A 22,670-nucleotide genomic window follows, 5' to 3' on the forward strand; every position below is an offset into this window, starting at 1 on the left:
GGAGGCTCTGAATAAGTCTCCAAAATCAGCGATAATACGGCCATCGTCAATCGCATAGGATCGTTGCCAGCATGGATCAGATCACCTTCTCCGAAGCCGAATACCAGACCAAGAAGCGCAAGACCCGTCGCGAGATCTTTCTGGAACGGATGGACAAGCTGATTCCGTGGAAGCAGTTGGAGAAGAAGGTAGCCCGTTATTACCCGAAGGGCCGGAACGGACGGCCCCCTTATCCGCTGCCTGCCATGCTGCGGGTTCACTGCATGCAGTTGTTCTATAACTTGAGCGATCCGGCCATGGAAGACGCGCTGTACGAGATCGAATCCATGCGGCACTTCGCGGGTCTGAAGCTGGACCGTTTGCCAGATGAGACGACGATTCTCAACTTCCGGCATTTCCTGGAGCAGCACGGTCTTGGCAAGGCGCTGTTTAAAGAGGTGAACAAACACCTGGAGAAAAACGGCTTGATGTTGCGTGAAGGAAGCATCGTAGATGCCACCATCATCTCTGCTCCCAGCTCCACCAAGAACCAAACTGGCAAGCGTGATCCGGAGATGCACCAGACCAGAAAGGGCAACGAATGGCACTTCGGCATGAAAATGCACATTGGTGTCGACGACACGTTCGGTCTGATTCATAGCATTGATACCACCGCTGCCAATGTTCACGACATCGTGCCCACCGACAAGCTGCTGCATGGTGAAGAGCAACGAGTCTTCGGCGACGCCGGTTACCTTGGCATTCAGAAGCGGGATGAGCATAAGCACCGCAAAAACGTCTCCTGGTTCATTGCCAAACGGCCTGGCACCCGGAAGACGCTGGATGCCGACAAACTGAAAGCAGAGAAGATCAAAGCCAGTGTTCGTGCCAAGGTCGAGCATCCCTTCCGGTACATCAAGCGGGTCTTTGGTTATGGCAAGGTCCGCTATCGCGGCCTTGCCAAGAACAGCAACCGGTTGCATTTGCTGGCCGCGTTTAGCAACCTGCTGATCGGTGAAAAATACATGCTGGCGTAGGGCCAGTGCGCCTGTTTTCCGCCAAAATGGCGGGAAACGGGCAAAAAACACACAAATAAAGGGAAAATAGTGTCTGAATCTTCGATTTTTTGCCGTTTAAACCCAAGATGGGCAAATATCAGCAGTTATTCAGACCTTCCTTAGCGTTTTCGTCCGACAAAAGTACTATCCAGAATCCCAGAATAGCTCAACCAATTTGAATGATCGTTAAAGGACAACGATTCTTTACATATTCTCTATCAAAAAAGACAAAGTGTGAACGCTTGCTCATTTTTTCTTCCTCCCGAAACAGGGGCAGCGGTAAAATCAGGTAAAACCACACTGCTTCCTGGCCAGAGCCAGCCCGCGCCAGTGGAGCCCCAGCCGCATTCGGGGTTACACTGGCGACACAATTAACCTGTACCAGAGACAGCTGATTTGACCGAACTTGTCCGAATTGCGCCCGGGGCGCTGACCATCGGCCGGCCCCTGCCCTGGGACGTCTACGATGCAGACGGTAATATCCTTCTGCGCCAGGGCTATGTGATTCAGACAGATTCCCAGCTGGAGCAATTGTTCGAGCGCGGCCGATTCAAACCTCGCAAGATCGAACGCCCTCAGGAAGAAGTGTTCGAGGATAACCGGGACAGGAACCCGTTTGCCGATTACCCGGACCTGCTCCACTCCCTTGAAGCTACCCTGAAAGCCATTACCGATTCTGATCCTTCGGCCCAAAAACGGCTCCTCGGTCTGGCCCGGATGATCGAGCGCACATGCACGGAATCACCCGATGCAACCCTGGCACTGGTTCACCTCTACTCAATCGGCCCGGTCATTCACGAACAGATCCTGTTTTACGCCATTCTTTGCCAGTTTATTGGCCGGCAATTCGGCCTGGAGGAGAAACGAGTTGCAGTACTGACTGCTGCCGCCCTTACCGCCAATCTTGCCCTCGTGCCCATCGCCGACAAGCTGAATGCGTCCAATACAGTGCTTAACGATGAACAGCGCGGCGTCATTCGCAAACACCCCGAACGCAGCATCCAGGCCCTGCAGGCCGCGGGCATCGATAACAAGCTCCTGCTGACCATCATTGCGCAACACCATGAGCAAGCCGACGGAAGCGGCTATCCGAAAGGTCTGAGTGGCACCGAAATACGGCCGGAAGCGGAGATCCTGGCGCTGGCAGAGCGTTACGTGGCCATGATCACCAAACGGGCCTACCGGCAGCGCATGAATGTGGCCGACGCCCGGAAGCTGATTGCCAACCTGGCCGACGGCAAGTTCCGACCGGCCATCCCCAAGGCCCTGCTGCAGATTCTCGGGGAGTATCCGCCCGGCATTCTGGTTCGTCTGGAAAACAACGAAGTGGGCGTGGTTACCCGCCGGCCAGTCAGAGCCCGGGGACCTTTCGTCAAAGCCATTTTCGGTCCCCGTGGCAACCGTTACACCGGCACCTTCGAGCGGGACACCAGCGAGCCGGATTTCGGCATCCAGTCCCTGGAAGAGCCGGAAGTCATGCCTTCCATGGACTTCAGCCTGGTCTGGGGCTTCCGCTCCTGACCAATGTCACCATGCTATAAACCCAGTGCTTTTGCATGATGATCAAGGTGATCATCAATGAATGAGGCAATGAAGAAATAGCTGTGATCATAGCCCCGGTGCATGCGCAGGTTGATGTGATGGTGGAACTTCTCACAGGCGTCCGCCAGCGCATCCGGGTTCAGCTGGCTGTCCAGAAACTCGTCCGCCGTGCCCTGGTCCACCAGTAGCGGCAACCGCTCCCGAGCGGTGGGAATGAGCAATGTGGCATCCCATTCTTCCCAACTTCGCGGATCGTCTCCAAGATAGCCCTTGAAGGCTTTCTGGCCCCAGGGGCACTCGGTTGGGTTGGCGATGGGCGCAAACGCCGACACCGAGGCGTAGCGGCCCGGATTCTTCAGGGCGCAGATCAGAGCGCCGTGGCCGCCCATGGAGTGGCCGCTGACGGAGCGCTTGTCTGTTACCGGCAATTCATTCTCGATCAACTGCGGCAATTCCTTCACCACGTAGTCGTACATCCGGTAATGGGGTGCCCAGGGTTGCTCTGTGGCGTTGATGTAGAAGCCGGCGCCGGAGCCAAAGTCATAACTGTCATCCTCGCCCGGCAGGTTCACTCCACGGGGGCTGGTGTCAGGACAAACGATGGCCATCCCCAGCTGAGCGGCCCGTTTCTGGGCACCCGCCTTTTGCATGAAATTCTGGTCGGTGCAGGTCAGCCCTGATAGCCAGTAGAGAACCGGCACCTTCTTCGGGTTGGAGCCCACAGCCACGGGCGGCAGGTACACCGCAAACTCCATGTCGCATTCGAGGGTAGCGGAAGTATGCCGGTAGCGGCGGTGCTCGCCTTCGAAACAGACGTTCGTGGATAGGAGTTCCATAGTGTCCTCAATTCAGAAAATAAGTGTGTTTCAGTCCAGGGCACTGGCGTGCTTTGGCGGCTCCAGACCGAAACCGGTGCGCGCCAACTCGGCCAGGATAGCAGTACGGGTGACAATACCAATCAGTTTGCCGTGATCCACAACCGGGTACACCTTTGGCTTGCCCGCACCGAGGTTCTGGGCAAGATCCACAACGGCCATCTCTGCCGAAATCGTCACCGGTTTCCGGAACATGACGTCGTCAACAAGTGGATCGCCCTCACGGTGATAGCCGCTGACCAGCAGGGCATGGATACAGTCCTGCTCGGAGATGAATCCGATAACATGGCGCTGGTCATCAACAACCGGAAGACCGGTTACGTGGTTGTGGAGCAGCGTCTTTACCACCTTGGTGAGCTGCGTGCCACAGCGGACCGGCTCGATGTGGTTCCACATGACATCTGAAACTTTGAGTGAACGCATGGGCAGAATCTCTCTCCTCGGTGGATGGTCGCCATTGTAATGAGCATAGGCAATCACCCCTGAATCCACCACTTTTACCGGGCCATCGGTTTACATGGGAAAATTTCTGACTAAACTCAGCCGGTTATACCCAATCCGGGTCAAAAATCCAAACCAATCCATGGCAGACAGAGGGAGATCCCATGGAAGCTATTTCTGAATTTGTAGGACAGATAAACGGACTGGTCTGGGGCCCACCCATGCTGGTTCTGATTCTGGGCGTCGGGCTATTCCTCAGCCTGGGCCTGAAGCTGATGCCGGTGCTGAAGCTGGGCGCCGGTTTCCGGTTGATGTGGAAAGGCCGCTCCGCCGCGGGATCTGAATCCGAGGGTGAAATCCCGCCGTTCCAGGCGTTGATGACAGCGCTCTCAGCCACCGTTGGCACAGGCAACATTGCCGGGGTTGCCACAGCCGTGTTCCTTGGGGGCCCCGGCGCGCTTTTCTGGATGTGGCTTACGGCCCTTGTGGGCATGGCCACCAAGTACTCCGAGGCGGTCCTGGCGGTGCGTTTCCGCGAAGTCGACGAACGCGGTGCCCACGTGGGCGGCCCGATGTATTACATCCGCAACGGCCTGGGTCGCAAGTGGGCCTGGCTTGGCGTCCTGTTTGCCGTCTTTGCCGCCATTGCCGGCTTCGGCATCGGCAACACGGTTCAGGCCAATTCGGTGGCGGATGTCATGGAAACCAACTTCGGACTGCCACACTGGCTGACTGGCCTGGTGCTCATGGTCCTGGTGGGCATGGTCCTGATTGGTGGCATCCGCAGGATCGGCCATGTTGCCAGTGCCCTGGTGCCGTTGATGGCGGTTTCCTATCTGATTGCCGGGCTGGTGGTGCTGGCGATTAACGCCGCCGACATCCCTGCCGCCTTTTCCCTGGTGATCAAGCACGCCTTCAGCCCCATCGCCGCCGAGGGTGGATTTGCCGGTGCAGCCGTGTGGGCCGCAATCCGTTTCGGTGTGGCGCGAGGCATCTTTTCCAATGAAGCGGGCCTCGGCTCCGCGCCCATTGCCCACGCCGCGGCGCAAACCCGTAACCCGATCAACCAGGGTATGGTGGCCATGCTTGGCACCTTCATTGACACCATTATTATCTGCACCATCACCGGCCTGGTAATTATCACCTCCGGCACCTGGACCTCCGGGGAGTCCGGCGCTGCCCTGACGTCCATGGCCTTCCAGGAGGCGCTACCCGGCGTTGGCAACTATCTTGTAGCTATCGCCCTGGCGGTTTTTGCCTTTACAACCATTCTTGGCTGGTCGTTCTACGGCGAGCGCTGTATCGAGTTCCTGTTCGGCGTAAAGGCAATTGTGCCTTACCGCGTTGCATGGATTCTGGCCATCCCTGTTGGCGCCACCCTCAACCTGGGCTTCGTCTGGCTGGTGGCAGACACCCTGAATGCCATGATGGCGCTGCCAAACCTGATCGCCCTGCTGATGCTGAGCCCGGTCGTGTTCAAGCTTACCCGGGAGCACTTTGAGAAAGAGAAGGCATTGGGGGTTTGAGCCCCTTGTAATTGCCTCATATGGCACCAAGGTTTGAGGTATATAGGCAGAATACAACCCGGCAGCTTTCTTGCCGGTATAACAAACGAAATTGTCACTACCATGATCGAAGGAGAGTACACATGACTTTACGTCTCGGAGATACCGCACCCGATTTTGAGCAGGACTCCAGTGAAGGGAAGATTTCGTTTTACGACTGGCTCGGCGACAGCTGGGGCGTGCTGTTTTCACACCCGGCGGATTTTACCCCGGTCTGCACCACCGAGCTGGGCCTGACCGCCAAACTGAAGGACGAGTTCGCCAAGCGCGGCGTCAAGGCCATCGCACTGAGCGTTGATCCGGTCGATTCCCACCACGAGTGGATCAAAGACATCAATGAAACCCAGGGCTGCGCGGTAAATTTCCCGATCATTGCAGACCATGATCGCAAGGTGTCCCAGCTGTACGACATGATTCACCCGAATGCCGACAGCAGCCTCACCGTGCGCTCGCTGTTCGTGATCGACCCGAACAAGAAGGTTCGCTTGATGATCACCTACCCGGCCAGCACCGGTCGTAACTTCAACGAAGTTCTGCGGGTGATCGATTCGCTGCAGCTGACCGACGAACACAAGGTCGCGACCCCGGGCAACTGGGAGCGTGGTGGCGATGTGGTTATCGTTCCGTCCCTTCAGGACGAGGAAGAAATCAAGCAACGCTTCCCGAAAGGCTACAAGGCGGTGAAATCCTACCTGCGGATGACACCAGACCCTAAAGCCAACTGGAGCGGTGACTGATCACTAGCCTCTTAAGCCTATAAAAAAGGCCGGGCAGCATTCGCTGTCCGGCCTTTTTCATGGTCGTGGATCAGGCAATCAGAATGCCGGAACCACTGCACCCTCATACTTTTCCATGATGAAGTCGCGAACCGCATCAGACTTCAGAGCCGCAGCCAGTTTCTGCATAGCCTCGCTGTCCTTGTTGTCCGGACGGGCCACCAGGATGTTCACATAAGGTGACTCGGAGCCCTCAATTACCAATGCATCTTCAGACGGGTTCAGGCCGGCTTCCAGCGCATAGTTGGTATTGATCAGCGCCAGGTCGACCTGGTTAAGGATACGGGGCAGGGTGGCAGCTTCCAGTTCCTTGAAGTCGAGATCTTTCGGGTTATCGGCGATATCACGGGGTGTTGCAGTGATCTTGCTCTCGTCTTTCAGGGTGATCACGCCGGCCTTCTGCAGGAGCAGCAGCGCACGGCCACCGTTGGTGGGGTCGTTCGGAATGGCAACCACAGCACCTTCTTTCAGCTCGTCCAGCGACTCAATCTTGCTGGAGTAGGCGCCAAACGGCTCAACGTGAACGCCGGTCACGGTTACCAGGTTGGTACCACGGCCTTCGTTGAATTCATCCAGGTACGGCTGGTGCTGGAAGAAGTTGGCGTCCATCCGCTTCTGGTCCACCTGGATATTCGGCTGGATGTAATCGGTGAATACCTTCACGTCCAGTTCCACGCCCTGCTCGGCCAGCTGCGGCTTCACGAATTCCAGGATCTCGGCATGGGGAACCGGTGTTGCAGCGACAGAGAGTTCTTCGGCAGCAACGGCGCCGGAGAACGTAGCTGCGGCAGCCAATGCTGCGAGTGTTTTCTTCAGATTCATAGATCGATTCTCCTGTTGAGCATCTTGAACAAATGAGTTCGGGATCGGAGTACGGCCGGCGGTCGGTCGGAGTACCCTTCCGAAAAACGCCCGTGAATACGTCCGTGTAGGGCTCGGTCGCGCCATCCCTGGCGCTCCACGTTTTCGGAAGGGTACTCCGACCGCCCACCGGCCTATATCCAGCTTTTCTACTTTCTGCTGAAGTACAGAACCAGACGGTCGCCGACCATCTGCAGCACCTGTACGAAAATAACCAGTAGCGCGACTGTAATGACCATTACGTCGGTCTGGAATCGTTGATAGCCGAAGCGGATGGCGAGGTCGCCCAAGCCACCGCCACCAATAACGCCGGACATGGCCGCGTAGGAAACCAGAGTGATCGCAGTAACGGTGATACCGGCGATGATGCCCGGAAGCGCTTCCGGTAACAGAGCACCGAAGATGATCTGTTTAACGCTGGCGCCCATGGCCTGTGTGGCCTCGATGATGCCGCGGTCCACTTCTCGCAGGGAAGTTTCCACCAACCGTGCAAAGAACGGCGCACCGCCAGCCACCAGCGGCGGGATTGCTCCGGCCACGCCCAGGGACGTGCCGATCAGCATTACGGTGAAGGGGATCATAACGATCAGCAGGATGATGAACGGCACGGAACGTAGCACGTTCACGACGAACGACAGCACCGCATAGGCCACGGGCTGTTCCAGCAGCTGGCGTTTGCCGAACAGGAACAAAAGAACGCCGATGGGCAGGCCGATCAGGACGCTGAACAGCAGGGACATACCCACCATGACCAGGGTATCCCAGCTGGCCCAGCCGATTTCGGTCCAGTCTACATTGCTTAACAGGTCTTCCATCAGCGCAGCACCTCCACGTGAACGTCGGCAGCCTTGAGCGCCTGCATGGCCACCTCAAGATCACCGCCCACCAGTGACAGGGTCAGCTGGCCGTAGGGTGTGTCCTTGATGTGGTCGATTCGGCCGGAAAGAATGCTGAAATCCACGCCGGATTCCCGGGCAACGCTGCCCAGCAGCGGTTTATAGGTGGATTCGCCCTTGAAGGTCAGGCGGAGGATCCGGCCGCTGGCCTTGCTCAGGTCTTCCTGGAGTTCGTCCCGGTCAATGCTTTCGCTCTCGAAGACAAAGTCTCGTGTGGTCGGGTGCTTCGGGTGCAGGAACACCTCGCTGACCGGTCCCATTTCGACCACTTCACCAGCGTCCATCACTGCCACGCGATCGCAGACCCGGCGCACCACGTCCATTTCATGGGTGATCAGTACGATGGTCAGGCCCAGCTCACGGTTGATGTCGGCAAGTAGCTTCAGCACCGACTGGGTCGTTTGCGGGTCGAGGGCGCTGGTCGCTTCGTCGCACAGCAGGATCGTGGGCCGGCAGGCCAGGGCGCGGGCAATGCCCACTCGCTGTTTCTGCCCGCCGGAGAGCTGCGACGGGTATTTGTTGGCGTGATCGGTAAGGCTCACCCGGGCCAGCAGTTCCTCAACCCGGTCACGGATCTCGGTCTTCGAGTAGATGCCCGCCAGCTTCATGGGGAAGGCAATGTTGTCCGCCACGGTTTTCGACGACAGCAGGTTGAAGTGCTGGAAGATCATTCCCACCTTGCGGCGAAAGGCACGGAGTTCGGCAGCGTCGTAGTCGGTGATGTTCTCGTCGTCGATCAGAATACGACCGCCGGTGGGTGGTTCCAGCAGGTTGATCAGACGCACCAGCGTCGATTTACCGGCGCCGGAATGGCCAACGATGCCGAATACCTCGCCGGTTTCAATGGTCATATCGGTGGGATGAAGCGCGGGGATCGCCCGGCCGCCTACCTGATACGACTTCTGTACCTGGTCAAATACAATCACGGTCAGCGCCTTGTGGGTGCAGCGTTAAAAACCGGCGATTATAGCCCATTCGGTTGGCAAACCCGAATTCCGGAATGATTCTCAGTGTGGGTAGATATCCCTACACAAACGGTTACCTGACATCCGCCACAGCCCTGAACTAAACTTGGATGTCACAAGAACCTTAATTTCCCTCCGTTTCGAGAGCCGCGCCACCCAGAGATGCCAAAACGTGACCATTGAAAAACAGCCAACGCCCTCACGGATGAACTCCACCCAGGCATGGGTCACTTATCTCAGCAAGGTCGAGCTGCCGGTTCTGGCCAACACTCTCAAGCGTATCAATGAGTTGACGGACAGCCGAAACAGCACGGTTAACGAACTGGCCAACGTCATCCTCAACGATGCCCAGCTCACCTCTCAGGTTCTGCGGCTGTCGAATACCGTCTTTTACAACCAGACCCGCACCCAGGTCAGCACCGTCAGCCGCGCCATTACATTGATCGGCTTCGATGCCGTGAAATCCATGGCCATCTCCTCCCTGATTGTCGACACGCTGTTGAAACGCAACGACCGTCCTCATCTGTTGCGCTGTCTGGCCCGTGCAATTCACGCCGCGGTTCAGGCCAGGTGTCTGATGCCGAAACGCAACGAGACCGCGCTTGAAGAGGTGTTTATCGGGGCCTTGCTGATGAACATTGGTGAATTGGCCTTCTGGTCCTGCGAAACCGACCAGGCCGCCGAACTGGAAGAACGGCTGCGCCTTGAAGAGCCCCCGGTAGAGGCGCAAAAGGCCGTGCTGCACTCTACCTTTACCGAAATTACCCGGGGCCTCGTGGATGCCTGGTCCCTGGGACCATTCATCAAGGATGTCGTCTCGCCGGGGCAGGCCAATTCCATGGCCTCGAGCCTGGTCCGGAATTCCGTGGAAATGGCCCGTCTGTCGGAACAGGGCTGGAGCGGTCCGGAAATGGATCAGCTACTCGAACGCCTGGGCAAGGACATTGGCGAGAGCCCGGCCGTGGTTCGCGACCGGCTCAAGGTAAACGCCTCGGAGGCGACTCGGGTGGCAGTCTCCCTCGGCATCCCCCAGGTAACCGCCATGATGCCGGGCGCCGAAGGCAAGGCCGGCGACAGCGGGGCGACGGCTCCGGAAATGGACCCGGAACTTCAGCTGGAAATTCTGCGTGAATTGAGCCATTGCCTGGCGGAGAAACCGGACATCAACGAAGTATGCCAGTTGATCATTGAGGGCATCCACAGGGCTGTCGGTATGCAGCGAGTCGCTCTGCTGATGAGTGACCGAACCGGCAACGAACTGGTGCCCCGAAAGCTCGGAGGCCGCGGCACCGAAGAATGGCGACAGCATTTTGTAATCCGTAAGGATGGCAGCGGGCCACTGGGCTCGCTTCTGCCCCATGCCCATTGCAGCATCTACGAACCCAAACGGAACTCGGAAGGCGTACCTTACGATCAGTGGCTTGGCAAAGTGCCGGCGCTTATCGGGCCGATCAAGGCGAATGGTCGTCTGATCGGCCTGTTTTACGCGGACAATGCAGCCGGCGCTTACCTACCCTCAAAAGAGCAGTTATCAGCGTTTGGCCACTTTATCCAGAATGCGCAGCTCTGCCTGAACCTGATCTCTACACATTAACGCTCGTTCACAGCTCGTAGAGCTTGGTGACGTGCAGAATCGGCCCGGTTGGAGCCCCAGTCGGTGAGCCACCTTCGGGTTCGAGACTGATCGCAAGGGTCCGGCTGCCGCTCAATGAGCTCTGAGCTTCATCCGACAGCCCCACCTGGTGAGTTTCACTCGCCGGCAGGACCCCTAGCGAAAGAGGCCGCCCCTCCTCTGGTACAACCCAGAGCTCATAATCCTTACCGGACTCCGCGGAGCCTGCGGCAACAGCGCGCAATTTCAGCAGGTTGCCACGATCCGTCTCACTTAACAGCCACAGCGGGTCGCCAAGTTCGGCCTCGATGATCGCCCCGGCTAACATGGGCCTTTCTGGAACGGGAGACGGCTGTAAAACTAACAGAACGGCGAAAAAGACCGCCGCTGCGGTTGCCGTCAATCCCCAGCCTGGCCAAAACCATCCGGCTCTTGAGGAAACCGGGGCTTTCGGTTTGGAGTGTTCGGGCCACAACCGTTGCTGGATGCCCGACCAGATGCTTGGCGGGGGCGTCTCCGGGATGGCGATCGTCGACAGGGCGCCGAGCTGCTGCTCCCAGAACCAGACTTCCTGACGAACCCGACCGGATTCCATCATCCATCCCTCGAAGCGGAGGCGAGCAGGGCCTTTCAAAGAACCCAGAACATATTCCGCCGCAAGAATCTCTACGCGCTCGGGTGTTTTTTTCATCGCTCAAGACACCTCTTCAATGCCATAAGCCCCCTTCGAATCCAGCTTTTCACCGTCCCAACGGGTGAGCTCAGGGTTTTCGACAGCTCATCGTGAGTGAAACCCCGGTAGTAGGCGAGCAGAATGCTGTCACGCTGAACATCACTGAGCTCTTCAAGGCACCCCGTGAGCTGGGCCGACCCGGAGATCCGCAAGGAGTCATCCAGAGGTCCACCACGGTTGTCCTCAACCTTGTCAAGGTGCTCATCTCCGGTCGTCTGCCGTACTTTGCGGGCTCGCATCAGGTCCAGGGTCCGGTAGCGCGCAATGGTCATCATCCAACCGAGCGGCGCACCCCTGTCCCGATGGTACTCGCCCGCGTGATGCCAGATCTGAATAAAGCTCTCCTGCATTGCTTCCTCGGCCAGCTCACGATGGTTTGCCAGCTTGATGCAAAGGCCGAACATCCTCGCCGCGACCTTGCTATAGAGTTCTTGAAACGCTTTCCGGTCCTTCCTTGCCACTGACCGCAGCAAGCGCATCAACTCGTCCTGATTCACCTCGGCATAAGCCATAAACACCCTCATTTTTCTGGTAACTGCAAAAGGTACGAGCGCGGGAACGCGGAAGTTGCGTGTCTACCAAGAAAGTTTTTTTGCAACAGCTGCAACTTTTGACGTCCACCACCCGTTCCTTCCCCCGACGCACCCAAACACAGAGAGGAAAACAACATGAAAACAATTCTGAAGCGGTCCAGCCTCGCTATCGCCGTGGCCGGAACCTGCCTCGCCACCGGCCTGGCCCAGGCTTCGAGTCACCGTGAAGCGCCCTTCATCACCGAAATCCCCAAGGTCGACGGCACTGACTTTTATATGTTCCGGAGCTACGAAAGTGGCAGAAGCGACTTCGTAACCCTGATTGCCAATTACCTGCCACTGCAGGATGCCTATGGCGGTCCCAATTATTTTGATCTGGATGACGACGCCATCTATGAAATTCACGTCGACAACGACGGCGATGCCGTTGAGGACCTGACGTTCCGTTTCCAGCTGGAAGACAACCTGAACGACATTCAGTTGCCGGTCGGGCCGGATGGCGACCAGCGGATGGTATCTGTGCCCCTCAAAAACATTGGCGATGCAAGTGACGGGGCCAACGTTCAATTGCGACAAACCTACACAGTGGATGTCATTTCCGGGGATCGTCGCACCGGTTCCGTGCAGGCAGCCACCAACGTGAACACCGGTACCGAAGTCTTTGACAAACCCCTGGATAACATCGGTGCAAAGTCCTTTGGTGATTACGCCGGCTACGCCAGCCAGCACGTGTTTAACATCGCCATTCCCGGCTGCGGAACCAACGGTCGGGTATTTGTCGGGCAGCGCCAGGAGGCGTTTGCGGTGAACCTGGGTGAAATCTTCGACCTGGTTAACACCAACCCGCTTGGCCCCCGGAATGGTGAAGGCCCCGGTGATCTGGCTGACAAGAACGTCACCTCCTTTGCCCTTGAGGTGCCTACCGATTGCCTGACCGGCACCGCCATGAACTCCAACGGCCAGCCCGTAATCGGTGCCTGGACTACAGCGAGCGTCCGGCAGGCACGTATCATCAACCCTGCTCCCAGCACCGCAGGCCGGGGCGCAACCGTTGAAGGTGGTGCCTATACCCAGGTTTCGCGTCTGGGCATGCCACTGGTAAATGAGGTGGTTATCGGGCTCAAGGACAAAGACCGTTTCAACGCCAGTGAACCCAAGGATGATGGGCAGTTCGCCACCTATGTCACACACCCGACACTGCCGGAGCTTCTGGAAGTGCTGTTCCCCGTAACTGCACCGAACAACTTCCCGCGCAACGATCTTGTCACGGCATTCCTCACCGGCGTACCGGGAGTCAACATGCCTGAGGGCGTAACTGCCTCCGAAATGTTGCGACTGACGCCCGCCGTTGCACCAACGCCGCTGAACAGCCAGAACGATCTCGGTGTTCTGGCGGGTGACAACGCCGGCTTCCCGAATGGCCGTCGGCCCTACGATGACACCGTCGACATTGCGCTTCGCGTCGCCATGGGTGTACTGGCAGACCCCGCCGATGCGCCTGATGGCAGCCTCGAGTACACCGACGGCGTCCAGCTGGCAGCGGATCCTACCAGCCTGCCCGCAGACTATGAGTCGTTCCCTTACCTGGCGACACCCATCGCCGGTTCACCCAACGAATAACCGGGAGGTAGCCATGAGGTCCCTCACAAAACTTACGGCCGTCTGCGCGATTGCGTTATTGATGGCAGGTTGCTTCGACGGCTCCAACAGCCGATCGGAAAGGCCGGCTGTGACCGTCGACTTTACAACGTTTGTTAAAACCCAGTTCGCCCGGACAAGCGACGACGCCCAGCCGGCGAACGTCAACGGCATCGACCTGAGTTTCAATGACCAGAATAATCCACAGGCATTCGATGACCTGCTTCAATAACACTCCACTTGGCCGGTTTCCCCGTTGTTTCGGGCCGGCCTTATCCTTGCCTGCCCTTCGGGGCAGGATTTTTTGGTTGATCGCGATTTTCGCGCCCTGCCAGATACACGCCGCCCCGGATCCCATCATCACGGAGTTCAATGACAATGAAATACTGACCGAGTTACCCGGCGCCGCTAACGAGCTCTTACGGGAGACGGATTCCCCCGAAGTGGTTGGGGACCGTCTGCAAATGCTGATCACACAGGCCAGGGCCAGTGGTGATCCGAGATACATGGGGTACGCCCAGACATTGATTAACCGCTGGCCGGACGAGCAGCTGACCGACCGGCTGCGAGTGCTCCGGGCAACCCTGCGCCAGAGCCTGCATCAATTTGATTCCGCCCGCGCCGATCTTGAACAGGTACTTTCAAGCTCTTCGGACAATCAACAGCGTATCCAGGCTCGCCTGACCCTTGCCAATCTCGAGCTGGTTCAAGGTCGTTACACCGAGGCCGGGCGGAATTGTCAGGCACTTCAGTCGGACTATCCCGGCCTGATAGCGAAGAGCTGCCTGGCTTCCGTGCAGGCGAGGACAGCCGACCCTCAAAAAGCCTACCGGAATCTTGCGCAACAACTCGCCGAGGCGACAGGCCGCCAGCCTGCTGATTCCACCAGTCGACTCTGGACCGAAGGCACACTTGGCGATATCGCGGCCCAGGCAGGCCTGCCCGAAGCCGAACTGCATTGGCGAAGGGTTCTGCAGGCATCTCCGAGCGACCTGTATATCCGAGCCCAACTTGCCGACTGGCACCTTGAGCAGGACCAGTTCGAGCGCGTTTTGACACTCACCCTGGGATTCGAGGCCGTTGACACACTGGCCGTGATTCGGGCCATCGCCATGAAACGCTCCGGCCACCCGGGCAGTGACGAACTGATCGGTCGTTTACGGCAACGATTTGAAGAGGCCCGGTGGCGAGGCACTTTACTGCACGCCAGAGATGTTGCCCGTTTCCTGCTGGATGTAGAGAACCAGCCGCACGATGCCCTGAGACTGGCGATCGAAAACTGGGAGAGTCAGAGGGAGCCCCTGGACACCCGGCTTTCGCTCAGAGCTGCTCTGGCTTCAGGTGACAGGGCCCAGCATCAAAGAGTGAGCGAATGGCTCAGTCAGCAGGGTCAGATCGATGCCCGCTATCCGGAGTTCAAACAATGAGGATAACAATAAGAATCTGGCTCGCCTTGACCACAATAGCGCTGATGTCAGCCAGTGGGATGGCAGCAGCACACAAAGCAAGCGACAGCTTTCTTTACCTGAACAGCGGTCCGACGGAACTTCGAATGGATGTTGCACTACGGGACCTCGCGCTGCTCGTGAGCATTGATAGCAACGGAGATAACGAAATATCCGGTCAGGAACTGCGACAGGCAAGACCAGAAATTACGCGGACCATCGAATCCGCGCTCACCTTTTCGAACAGCAGTGGCAACTGCGGTCTGGCCGGTAAGACTTGGGGTATCAGCGAGCACAGTGACGGATTCTATTCCGCTGCCCGTTACGCTATCCAGTGCCCCGATGGTGAGCCGCCGAGAGCGCTTGAGTACAACCTACTGTTTGAACAGGATGCACTGCATCGGGGCCTGGTGAGCCTTGACCATGATGGGCAGAAACGTCTGACCGTACTGGGGCCCGATTCCCGAACGCTGGATCTGACAGGCACGGACACCCCGGGCTATTTCGGTGTGTTTACCACCTTCGTTTACGAGGGCGTTATCCACCTACTTATCGGCCTGGACCACATCCTGTTTCTGCTGGTTCTGGTCATTCCGGCAACGCTGTCCACTGCCAAAAACCAGGCATCCAGCGGCCAGTCACGAGCCTTGCGGGGCCGTCTGCTTGAACTGGCCGGCATTATCACGGCCTTTACCTTGGCGCACTCCATCACGCTGGCGCTGGCCGCCCTCGATATCGTTTCACTCCCCATCGCATGGGTGGAAACGGTTATCGCGCTTTCCATTGGCTTGGCAGCATTGAACGTGGCCTGGCCGATTCTCGGGCACAAAACCTGGAAGCTCGCGTTCGGATTCGGTCTGGTGCACGGTTTTGGCTTCGCCAGTGTTCTGGGCGATCTCACCAGTGGCGTATCCGGGCTGGCGGTGGCGCTGGCAGGTTTCAACCTCGGTGTGGAACTCGGTCAACTGGCGCTGCTGGTCGTGGGATTCCCGGTGCTGTATTACCTGGGTAAAAATCGGATGTATCAAAAGGGCGCCGTGCCAGTGATGCTGGCCGGCATAGGTGCTATCAGCCTGTTCTGGGTTGTCCAGCGCGCGCCCCTGTCCTGAGCGCGCACCGGATGACCTTAATGCAGGGCCCGCATCTGACGCGGATAAAGTGCGGCGCTGACTTCCGGCTCTTCCAGCAGGTCGGCCAGCTCGCGGTCTACGTTAGTCTCTTCACCTTCTTCCGGCAACGGCTCGAACAGGGTGCTCAGCCAGGAGGCTACGGAGGGTGCTTCGTCCCGTTTGTAATCGGTGGACAGCGCCTTGATCCGGCGGAAGCCGATGATGCGCTGGTGTTTGGGATCCCGAATCTGTTCAAAACCCCGCCAGTAGACGTGATCCCTGGTGTGCAGTTGCACGAACAGGGTGTCGATGGGGCCGTCTGAATCGTCGGCACCCTCGGCTTCTTCCTCAATGGCTTCCGGGGCCGCTTCGGCTTCCACTTCGGGTTTCTTGTGACGGATGGTGGTCCAGGCCGGGTACAGCACGGCCACGGCATCCGCTTCAACATGCTCGCGGGCGGCGCGGAGGATCAACCCCCAGCGGGCCTTGTCGGCATCGGTTTCAAGGGAATTGATGGGCAAGTCATAGCTTTGTTCGCTGGACAGGACGATGGCCATCATGGGGGCGTCTAACTCCCCCATGGCCTCGGCCTGTGCTACTGATACCAGTTCGTCGATTGCCATCGGTTGGTTCATAATACGCTCGCCTCCTCGATGCCATCAGGGTCGTTCAGGAAGAAGGGGTCTTCCTGACTAACAGCATAGCCTGTTCCGGCTACAAAGATAAACGTGGAGTTTCCCCAGCCGGATCACAACCCCGGATACCTCAGAACGCGTCCTCAAGCCTTTCGTAGTTGCTGAACCAGGGATTGGCCTCTTCCAGTTGGCCCGCCAGCTGAAGCAGGGTCGCTTCGGCGCCGTGGGGACCGCCAAACTGGACCCCGACCGGTAACCCTTCGGCAGTCCAGTGCATCGGCACAGACATGGCCGGTGTCCCGGTCAGGTTTGCCAACTGGGTAAACGGCGTCCGGGCCAGGCTTTCCAGGGCCATCTGATCCACCTGTCCAGAGCGATGAACCAGTTTACCGGCCTTCAATTTCAGCATCAGACGGGCAGCGAATTTGAGGTGGGCCGGCGTTTCCAGTTCGCCGATGGCGGCCGGCAACTGCCCGGTGGTCGGGCTGAGGTAGAGATCGTAACTCCCGAAAAACGCACCCAGCGCCCTGGCAAACTCGTTCCACTGCTGGCGCCGCCGGACATAGTCGGACAGCGGCATCGTCTCACCAAGCATGCCAATCAGCCGGGTATCCAGCTCGAAATCGCTGTCGGTGGCGCCGAACTGCTCTTTCGCCTTCGCCATCAGCGCCGACACTTCACCGAAATACAGGCCGAGGTAGCAGCGGGCCAGGGCCATGCCGTCGAATTCCGGCGCAGCATACTCAACCCTGTGACCCAGATTCTCGAGAACCCGGGCCGTTTCCTCCACGGCTGCAACGCACTCCGGTGCTACCTCCGTATTGTAGGGTGAAGACGTGAACACGCCGATTCTTAGCTTGCCCGGAGACCGCTGCATGAGCTCGGAGTAGGCCGCAGACGGCCCGGGAATCTCGAACGGGTCGCCCGGAGCCGGCCCACTGAGCACATCCAGCATCGCCGCACTGTCTCTCACCGTCCGGCTGACCACATGGTCGGTAGACGCACCGGTCCAGGCTTCACCCATAAAGGGACCCGAGGAAATGCGTCCCCGGGACGGCTTGAGGCCAAACAGGCCATTGTAGGCAGCTGGAATGCGGATGGAGCCGCCGCCATCGTTGGCGCCGGCCATGGGTACAATGCCGGCCGCCACCGCCGCGCCGGAGCCGCCACTTGAGCCACCCGGGGTCAGCTCCGTGTTCCAGGGGTTGCGGGTTGGCCCCCAGAGCTCAGACTCGGTCACCGCTTTCAGACCAAACTCCGGCGTGGCGGTTCGCCCCAGGAAAACCAGCCCACCGTCCCGTGCCCGGCGGACAAATTCCGAATCCTGGGGCGCAATATTCTTTATCAGCCCCCGGCTGCCGTAGGTACACGGGTGACCCGCCTGCTCCTGGGCGAGGTCCTTGAGCAGCAGGGGCACGCCGGCAAAAACCGCCTGCTCGGGGAAGTGCTGTGCTGGCGCCTCGGAGAACTGCGGATAGCAGATCGCATTAAGTGTGCTGTTCACGCGGGTTGCCCGCTCAACCGCTGCCTCGCATACTTCCCTTGAAGTGACCTCACCCCGACGGACAAGATCAGCGAGTGCGGTAGCATCGTAACGAAGATATTCAGATTGCTTCATGGCAGGTTCCCTTTGTTATTCTGTTTTGAGGAAGGTCACGGGTATATCGTCTATGGTCAGAATTCTCAAGAGCTTACGCCAGCTTGCCGTGATTTTCATCCTGGCAGCGCCGGTTGCCGTTGCCGCCCAGGACCCGCCGCCAGCGGCCAGTGAAGACAGCGACTGGACTCGCGTGGTCCGGTCCTCGCCCTACTGGGTCAGCCAGGGGGTATTTGAAAACATCCTCACCATCCGGCGCTGGGTATTAAAAGAATCCGGCTATTGCGCCAGTGCCGAGCGCCACGTCCTCTACGATATGCGGGGGCGCTTTCTGGCCTGGATCAGTGATGGCGAAGACCGCGAGGCCACCCAGCGCCTGCTGAACACCACCCGAAAATCACTGTATGAGAATGACAAGGTGGAAGACTGGGTTGCCGGCGAGACCGGCCAGACCGGCTATCCGTTCGCCCTTTCCTGCGACCAACCCCATGTAAACGTTGATGAAGCCGTTGCCCGTTATCTTGGCACCCTGCCGGCAGACCGGATCTGGGGCGCCTGGGACGACCTCAACTTTGCCGACAGCAGTGCTCCGGAAAGCCTTCATGATGCACTGATCTACGTGTACGAACACCGCAGCAACCAGAACCGCCTGACTCTGCCACAAGCCTTGCCCCGCTACCTGGCGGGCCAGATCCTGATTGAGAGTGGCGCACAGGCAAGAGCCCATTCCCGGGCAAACGCCAGGGGCATCCTGCAGCTGTCACCTGCGGCTCTGTCCGACTGCCAGATTGCCCCCAACAATTTCTGGCATCGGCTGGCACAGATCGACTGCGCCCTGCGGCTGATGAACCAGAATGCCCGCAATCTGGCACCGGTTTTCGAGCAACGGTTTGGTCATCTGCCAGAAGCCAAGAGGGACCGTCTGTTCACCCTTCTATTGGTTCAGGCGTATCATGGCGGCGCCGGACGGGTTCAGGCGTTGTTGGACGATCCAGTGCTGTCGCAACCAGCAGAGTATTTTGCCGCCAACCATGAACGCTTTACCGCCGGCGATATTGCCTTCGGCCTGATTTTTCACAATCTGGGGCGGGACCGCCTCGGTCTTGCGTCGCTCTACTATGTGGCCGACGTTCAACTGGCAACCGAGGCCCTGTGTCGCACGGCCAAACTGAAATCAACGGAATTCTGCGAATGGAAGTACTCCACCAACTGATACCCGAAAGCCTGAGCCTTCCAGTCGCCGTTTTCCTGCTAGCCAGTTCCACCATCACCTCGATGATCACTGCCAGTCTCGGCGCGGGTGGCGGGGTTCTGCTGCTGGTACTTATGGCCAGCTGGATGCCGCCCGCCGCCATTATTCCGGTTCACGGCATGATCCAGCTGGGTTCCAATGTTGGTCGGGCAGCACTGACCTGGCGACACGTGGACTGGCGGGTCATTGCCGCGTTCCTGCCCGGCGTCATGGTAGGCGCGGCCCTGGGCGCCTGGTTGCTGGTGAATCTTCCGGCCCATATCTGGCAGCTGACCATCGCGCTTTTCGTTCTCTACCTGTGCTGGGGGCCGGCGTTGCCCAAAGGTGCATTTGGTGCCCCTGGGGTATTCCTGGCGTCGGCGCTGACCAGTTTCGTCAGTTTGTTCGTGGGCGCCACCGGGCCACTCGTTGCAGCGTTCATCAAGCAGATTCATACCGACCGGTTCAGAACCGTCGCCACGTTTGCCACTGCCATGACACTGCAGCATGCGCCCAAGGCGCTGGTGTTCGGGGCGGCGGGCTTCATGTTCTTCGAGTGGCTGCCCTTCATTCTCGCCATGATTGCCTGCGGCTTTGCCGGGACCTGGCTTGGGCTGCATGTGCTCCGTTCCCTGAGCAACAGCAAGTTCACGTTGATCTTTAATATCGTGCTGACCGCGCTGGCGATTCGCCTGCTCTGGCAGGCCAGTCTCTCAGCCGGCTGGTGGTGACGGCACCACAACAACCCTGTTACGTCCCCGGGATTTGGCGATGTAGCTACCCTCATCCGCCCGGGCCATAACCTCCCGGGGGCCGCTGTCTTCCGGTGTCAGTTCCGTCAGGCCGATACTCGTGGTTACACCGAATGACCGGCCGTCATGCTCAAGGCGAAGAGCCTCAACATCAGCGCGGATCCGTTCCGCCAGAGCCTGCGCCCTTGCCATGCCACAGGCGGGCAAAATAATGCCAAACTCATCCCCGCCGAGCCTGGCCACGGTATCGGACTGGCGAACCGAGTCCTTGAACAGGTCCGCCAGCCGTTTGAGCAGATCGTCGCCGAGCAGATGACCACCTTCATCGTTTACCGGTTTGAAGTAGTCGAGATCAATGAGCATCAGTACCGAACGGACTTCCTGGCGACCGGACTCCCCAAGGCAGCGGACCAGCGACGCATTGAACGCGCGCCGATTCAGCAACTGGGTCAGACTGTCGTGGGTTGCCTCCCAGGACAGCAGCTCCTCCTGCCGGCGGCGGTCGCTGTCATCCCGTAACACGAACACCAGGCGCTCATCCTCGCGACCCTGACGAATGTGCAACATAGTGAGATCAATCGGGAAGGGCACACCCAGCGAGTTCCGCAGAGTCACGTAAAGACTGTCCAGATCTTCTCCAGAAAGGAACTCCTGCGCTGTCAATTCCCGCTCTTCAGCTTCAATGGTGACCAGCTGGAAAAAGTTCCTGAGTAAGCACTCACCCTCTGTTCCCAGAAGCCGACAGGCGGCATCGTTGGCAAACCGTATCACACCCTCGACGTCCACCATGAGAACCCCTTCCTGGAGGACGCGAAGTATCGTCTCGGCGCGCTGCTGCTCTGTCCTGAGCGCCTCTTCCACCTCCAGTTCATGGGAAATGTCGCGGACTACGGTGATGGTACCGAGGGCCTTTTCCGGCGTCTGAATTGCTGCCGTCATCACATCCCCCCAGATCACCTGATCCGGAGCAGGCGACGCCAGCCTTAACCGGCCCCGGAAAACACTTTGATTCCTGATCGCGTTTCTCCAACCGGCAATCGCCTCCTGCCTGTCGGTCTCATGGACGCGATTAGCCAGGTAACTGTAGGTGAGATCTTCCGCCGGCTGGCTGACGATAGCCTCAAAGGCCGGATTGGCGAATTCGATACGGCCCAGAACGTCTGTCTGGACGATACCGATAGGCGCACTCTGGGTGAGGGAGCGGAAAAACGCCTCTCTTTCGGCCAGGGATATCAGTACCTCGTCCCGCTCATCGGTCACCGTATTAAAAATCTCCGCGACCCGGCGGATTTCCTTGCCTCCGGAGACATCCACCGGATCGGAACGCATACCAAAGTGGCGTTCCTGAATCTGCATGCCTAATGTTTTCAGCGGCGCCATCAATCGCCGGAAACGCCAGAGCGCCAGAGGCGCAATCAAAAGGATGACCAGCAGCAGAATCCAGACAAACGCGTCCACGGTGCGGGTGATCGGCGCCAGGGCTTCGCGGGCCGGCCAGGAAGCGGAGACAAACCAGGGCACCTGGGTCAGCTGCTGTACCGACATGATGGTTCTTTCCCCGTCGCTGCTGCGAGTCTCCAGCGTGCCTTCAAAGCCCTCCATGGCATCCCGGAGCACAGGATTCGCTACCCGCACCGGCGTCATGGCTTCGTCACCCCGCTGATTGACGACCACAAAACCACTCCGGGTTGCCACTCCCAGATAACCGGAAGTTCCTATGCGGATATTGATAAACTGATCAAGAAAATTGTTGCCATCCAGGGCGATGGCGCCACCAATCACACCAATGAAACGCTGGCGGTGGTCGAAGATCGGCGCGGCCACCATGATGGCCGGCTTGTCCTGATAGTTGGAGATGTAGGGCTCGCTGATCACTGGTGTGAGCGTGGAGGAAATCCGGCGAAAATACTCCCGGTCACTGACATTCAACCCCGCCTGGTGGTAATCCTCTGGATGCTCGGCAATAACCAGGCCCTTTTCATCCATCAGGTAGACCGCATCGAACAGGTGACCCAGGGCTGTTTGCCGGCGGATCAGAACCCGGGCTCTTGCGTCCAGAACATCGCTGGACATGGTCAGGTTCTGGGCCACGTGATTGAGTGCTTCAAGACGCAGGGCGAGCTTGTCGTCCAGCTCCCCGGCAATCAGGGTGGCAATCGTTTCCACCTGGTTACGGGCCTGCTGTTCCAGCTCAGAACGGCTAAGCAGGAAACCGGCGACGGTTACCAGCAAGGCTGTCAGGATGATCGCGACAACCACCAGCGCAACGGCCCGATTCGCCAGGCTGCCCAACCATCGCTTGATCAGCATGACATCCAGACTCCGCAGCGGGTTCGACAACCAGTAATGACCTAACCTCCGTTCTCACGCTTTTTTGTGGCTCTTATCTCTGGGTTAAGTCTAACAGAGGGGGTGCTGAAGTCAGAT

Annotated in this window: 21 protein-coding genes; 11 read left to right on the forward strand and 10 right to left on the reverse strand. The window is 58.6% G+C overall.

All coding sequences use genetic code 11. From position 1 onward, the window contains the following. Positions 1–71 precede the first annotated feature (71 nt). Together BM035_RS15535 and BM035_RS15540 are read left to right on the forward strand one after the other, a co-directional pair. The gene (locus tag BM035_RS15535) at positions 72–1,016 is read left to right on the forward strand and encodes an IS5 family transposase (protein ID WP_011784145.1); all 945 of its coding nucleotides are present in this window, start codon (positions 72–74) and stop codon (positions 1,014–1,016) included. 417 nt (positions 1,017–1,433) lie between these two features. Then, positions 1,434–2,558, forward strand: coding sequence for an HD-GYP domain-containing protein (locus BM035_RS15540; protein WP_092033022.1), 1,125 nt, complete (start codon positions 1,434–1,436; stop codon positions 2,556–2,558). A gap of 14 nt (positions 2,559–2,572) precedes the next feature. Here BM035_RS15540 and fghA read toward each other — a convergent pair whose 3' ends face one another. Then, complete coding sequence (fghA, locus tag BM035_RS15545) at positions 2,573–3,415, reverse strand: S-formylglutathione hydrolase (protein WP_008177000.1); 843 nt, start codon at positions 3,413–3,415, stop codon at positions 2,573–2,575. A gap of 30 nt (positions 3,416–3,445) precedes the next feature. Next, a complete protein-coding gene (locus BM035_RS15550) occupies positions 3,446–3,877 on the reverse strand; it encodes a CBS domain-containing protein (RefSeq protein WP_008176998.1) in 432 nt (143 codons plus the stop codon). Between the two features lie 182 nt (positions 3,878–4,059). On the opposite strand from BM035_RS15550, the gene BM035_RS15555 reads away from it, so the two are divergent. Continuing rightward, positions 4,060–5,421: an alanine/glycine:cation symporter family protein gene (locus BM035_RS15555; protein WP_092033027.1), complete on the forward strand. Its 1,362-nt coding sequence runs from the start codon at positions 4,060–4,062 to the stop codon at positions 5,419–5,421. Between the two features lie 122 nt (positions 5,422–5,543). Then, entirely contained in the window at positions 5,544–6,197 is a 654-nt protein-coding gene (locus tag BM035_RS15560; protein WP_062783364.1) for a peroxiredoxin, read from the forward strand. A gap of 78 nt (positions 6,198–6,275) precedes the next feature. Here BM035_RS15560 and BM035_RS15565 read toward each other — a convergent pair whose 3' ends face one another. From BM035_RS15565 to BM035_RS15575, 3 genes are all read right to left on the reverse strand, one after another. Then, entirely contained in the window at positions 6,276–7,058 is a 783-nt protein-coding gene (locus tag BM035_RS15565) for a MetQ/NlpA family ABC transporter substrate-binding protein (protein WP_014579024.1), read from the reverse strand. A 188-nt stretch (positions 7,059–7,246) separates the two neighbouring features. Then, the gene (locus tag BM035_RS15570; protein WP_008176989.1) at positions 7,247–7,912 is read right to left on the reverse strand and encodes a methionine ABC transporter permease; all 666 of its coding nucleotides are present in this window, start codon (positions 7,910–7,912) and stop codon (positions 7,247–7,249) included. Further along, entirely contained in the window at positions 7,912–8,919 is a 1,008-nt protein-coding gene (locus BM035_RS15575; protein WP_008176987.1) for a methionine ABC transporter ATP-binding protein, read from the reverse strand. Before BM035_RS15575 ends, BM035_RS15570 begins: the two co-directional genes overlap by 1 nt. Before the next feature lie 211 nt (positions 8,920–9,130). Between BM035_RS15575 and BM035_RS15580 the strand changes: the two genes are divergently transcribed. Beyond that, complete coding sequence (locus BM035_RS15580) at positions 9,131–10,552, forward strand: HDOD domain-containing protein (RefSeq protein WP_092033029.1); 1,422 nt, start codon at positions 9,131–9,133, stop codon at positions 10,550–10,552. Between the two features lie 7 nt (positions 10,553–10,559). On the opposite strand, the gene BM035_RS15585 is transcribed toward BM035_RS15580, so the two are convergent. Beyond that, a complete protein-coding gene (locus BM035_RS15585; protein WP_092033032.1) occupies positions 10,560–11,261 on the reverse strand; it encodes an anti-sigma factor in 702 nt (233 codons plus the stop codon). Next, positions 11,258–11,815, reverse strand: a complete 558-nt coding sequence (locus BM035_RS15590) for a sigma-70 family RNA polymerase sigma factor (RefSeq protein WP_092033033.1) — start codon at positions 11,813–11,815, stop codon at positions 11,258–11,260. Before BM035_RS15590 ends, BM035_RS15585 begins: the two co-directional genes overlap by 4 nt. Positions 11,816–11,971: 156 nt before the next feature. Here BM035_RS15590 and BM035_RS15595 point away from each other — a divergent pair, with 156 nt between their 5' ends. The 4 genes from BM035_RS15595 to BM035_RS15610 all read left to right on the forward strand — a co-directional run bounded on the left by BM035_RS15595 (position 11,972) and on the right by BM035_RS15610 (position 16,028). Further along, a complete protein-coding gene (locus BM035_RS15595) occupies positions 11,972–13,456 on the forward strand; it encodes a DUF4331 domain-containing protein (protein WP_053113594.1) in 1,485 nt (494 codons plus the stop codon). Between the two features lie 13 nt (positions 13,457–13,469). After that, positions 13,470–13,706: a hypothetical protein gene (locus BM035_RS15600; RefSeq protein WP_053113592.1), complete on the forward strand. Its 237-nt coding sequence runs from the start codon at positions 13,470–13,472 to the stop codon at positions 13,704–13,706. A gap of 76 nt (positions 13,707–13,782) precedes the next feature. Then, the gene (locus BM035_RS15605) at positions 13,783–14,901 is read left to right on the forward strand and encodes a tetratricopeptide repeat protein (protein WP_053113591.1); all 1,119 of its coding nucleotides are present in this window, start codon (positions 13,783–13,785) and stop codon (positions 14,899–14,901) included. Between the two features lie 125 nt (positions 14,902–15,026). Continuing rightward, entirely contained in the window at positions 15,027–16,028 is a 1,002-nt protein-coding gene (locus BM035_RS15610; RefSeq protein ID WP_227507864.1) for a HupE/UreJ family protein, read from the forward strand. A 17-nt stretch (positions 16,029–16,045) separates the two neighbouring features. Here BM035_RS15610 and BM035_RS15615 read toward each other — a convergent pair whose 3' ends face one another. Further along, positions 16,046–16,663, reverse strand: coding sequence for a hypothetical protein (locus tag BM035_RS15615; protein ID WP_053113587.1), 618 nt, complete (start codon positions 16,661–16,663; stop codon positions 16,046–16,048). Positions 16,664–16,793: 130 nt separating this feature from the next. Further along, positions 16,794–18,281 carry an amidase gene (locus BM035_RS15620; protein WP_053113585.1) on the reverse strand — a complete coding sequence of 496 codons (1,488 nt, stop codon included), beginning with the start codon at positions 18,279–18,281 and terminating at the stop codon, positions 16,794–16,796. A gap of 52 nt (positions 18,282–18,333) precedes the next feature. Between BM035_RS15620 and BM035_RS15625 the strand changes: the two genes are divergently transcribed. Both BM035_RS15625 and BM035_RS15630 read left to right on the forward strand, forming a co-directional pair. Continuing rightward, positions 18,334–19,473: a hypothetical protein gene (locus tag BM035_RS15625; RefSeq protein ID WP_092033036.1), complete on the forward strand. Its 1,140-nt coding sequence runs from the start codon at positions 18,334–18,336 to the stop codon at positions 19,471–19,473. Continuing rightward, positions 19,452–20,222 (forward strand): sulfite exporter TauE/SafE family protein, encoded by a 771-nt coding sequence (locus BM035_RS15630; RefSeq protein WP_092033038.1) that lies wholly within the window; start codon positions 19,452–19,454, stop codon positions 20,220–20,222. The genes BM035_RS15625 and BM035_RS15630 overlap by 22 nt, the downstream gene beginning before the upstream one ends. Here the strand turns inward: BM035_RS15630 and BM035_RS15635 are convergent. Beyond that, positions 20,205–22,553 carry a sensor domain-containing diguanylate cyclase gene (locus BM035_RS15635; protein ID WP_092033041.1) on the reverse strand — a complete coding sequence of 783 codons (2,349 nt, stop codon included), beginning with the start codon at positions 22,551–22,553 and terminating at the stop codon, positions 20,205–20,207. The genes BM035_RS15630 and BM035_RS15635 overlap by 18 nt on opposite strands. Between the last annotated feature and the right edge of the window lie 117 nt (positions 22,554–22,670).

The organism is Marinobacter sp. DSM 26671 (genome assembly GCF_900112835.1).
GTDB lineage: Bacteria > Pseudomonadota > Gammaproteobacteria > Pseudomonadales > Oleiphilaceae > Marinobacter > Marinobacter flavimaris.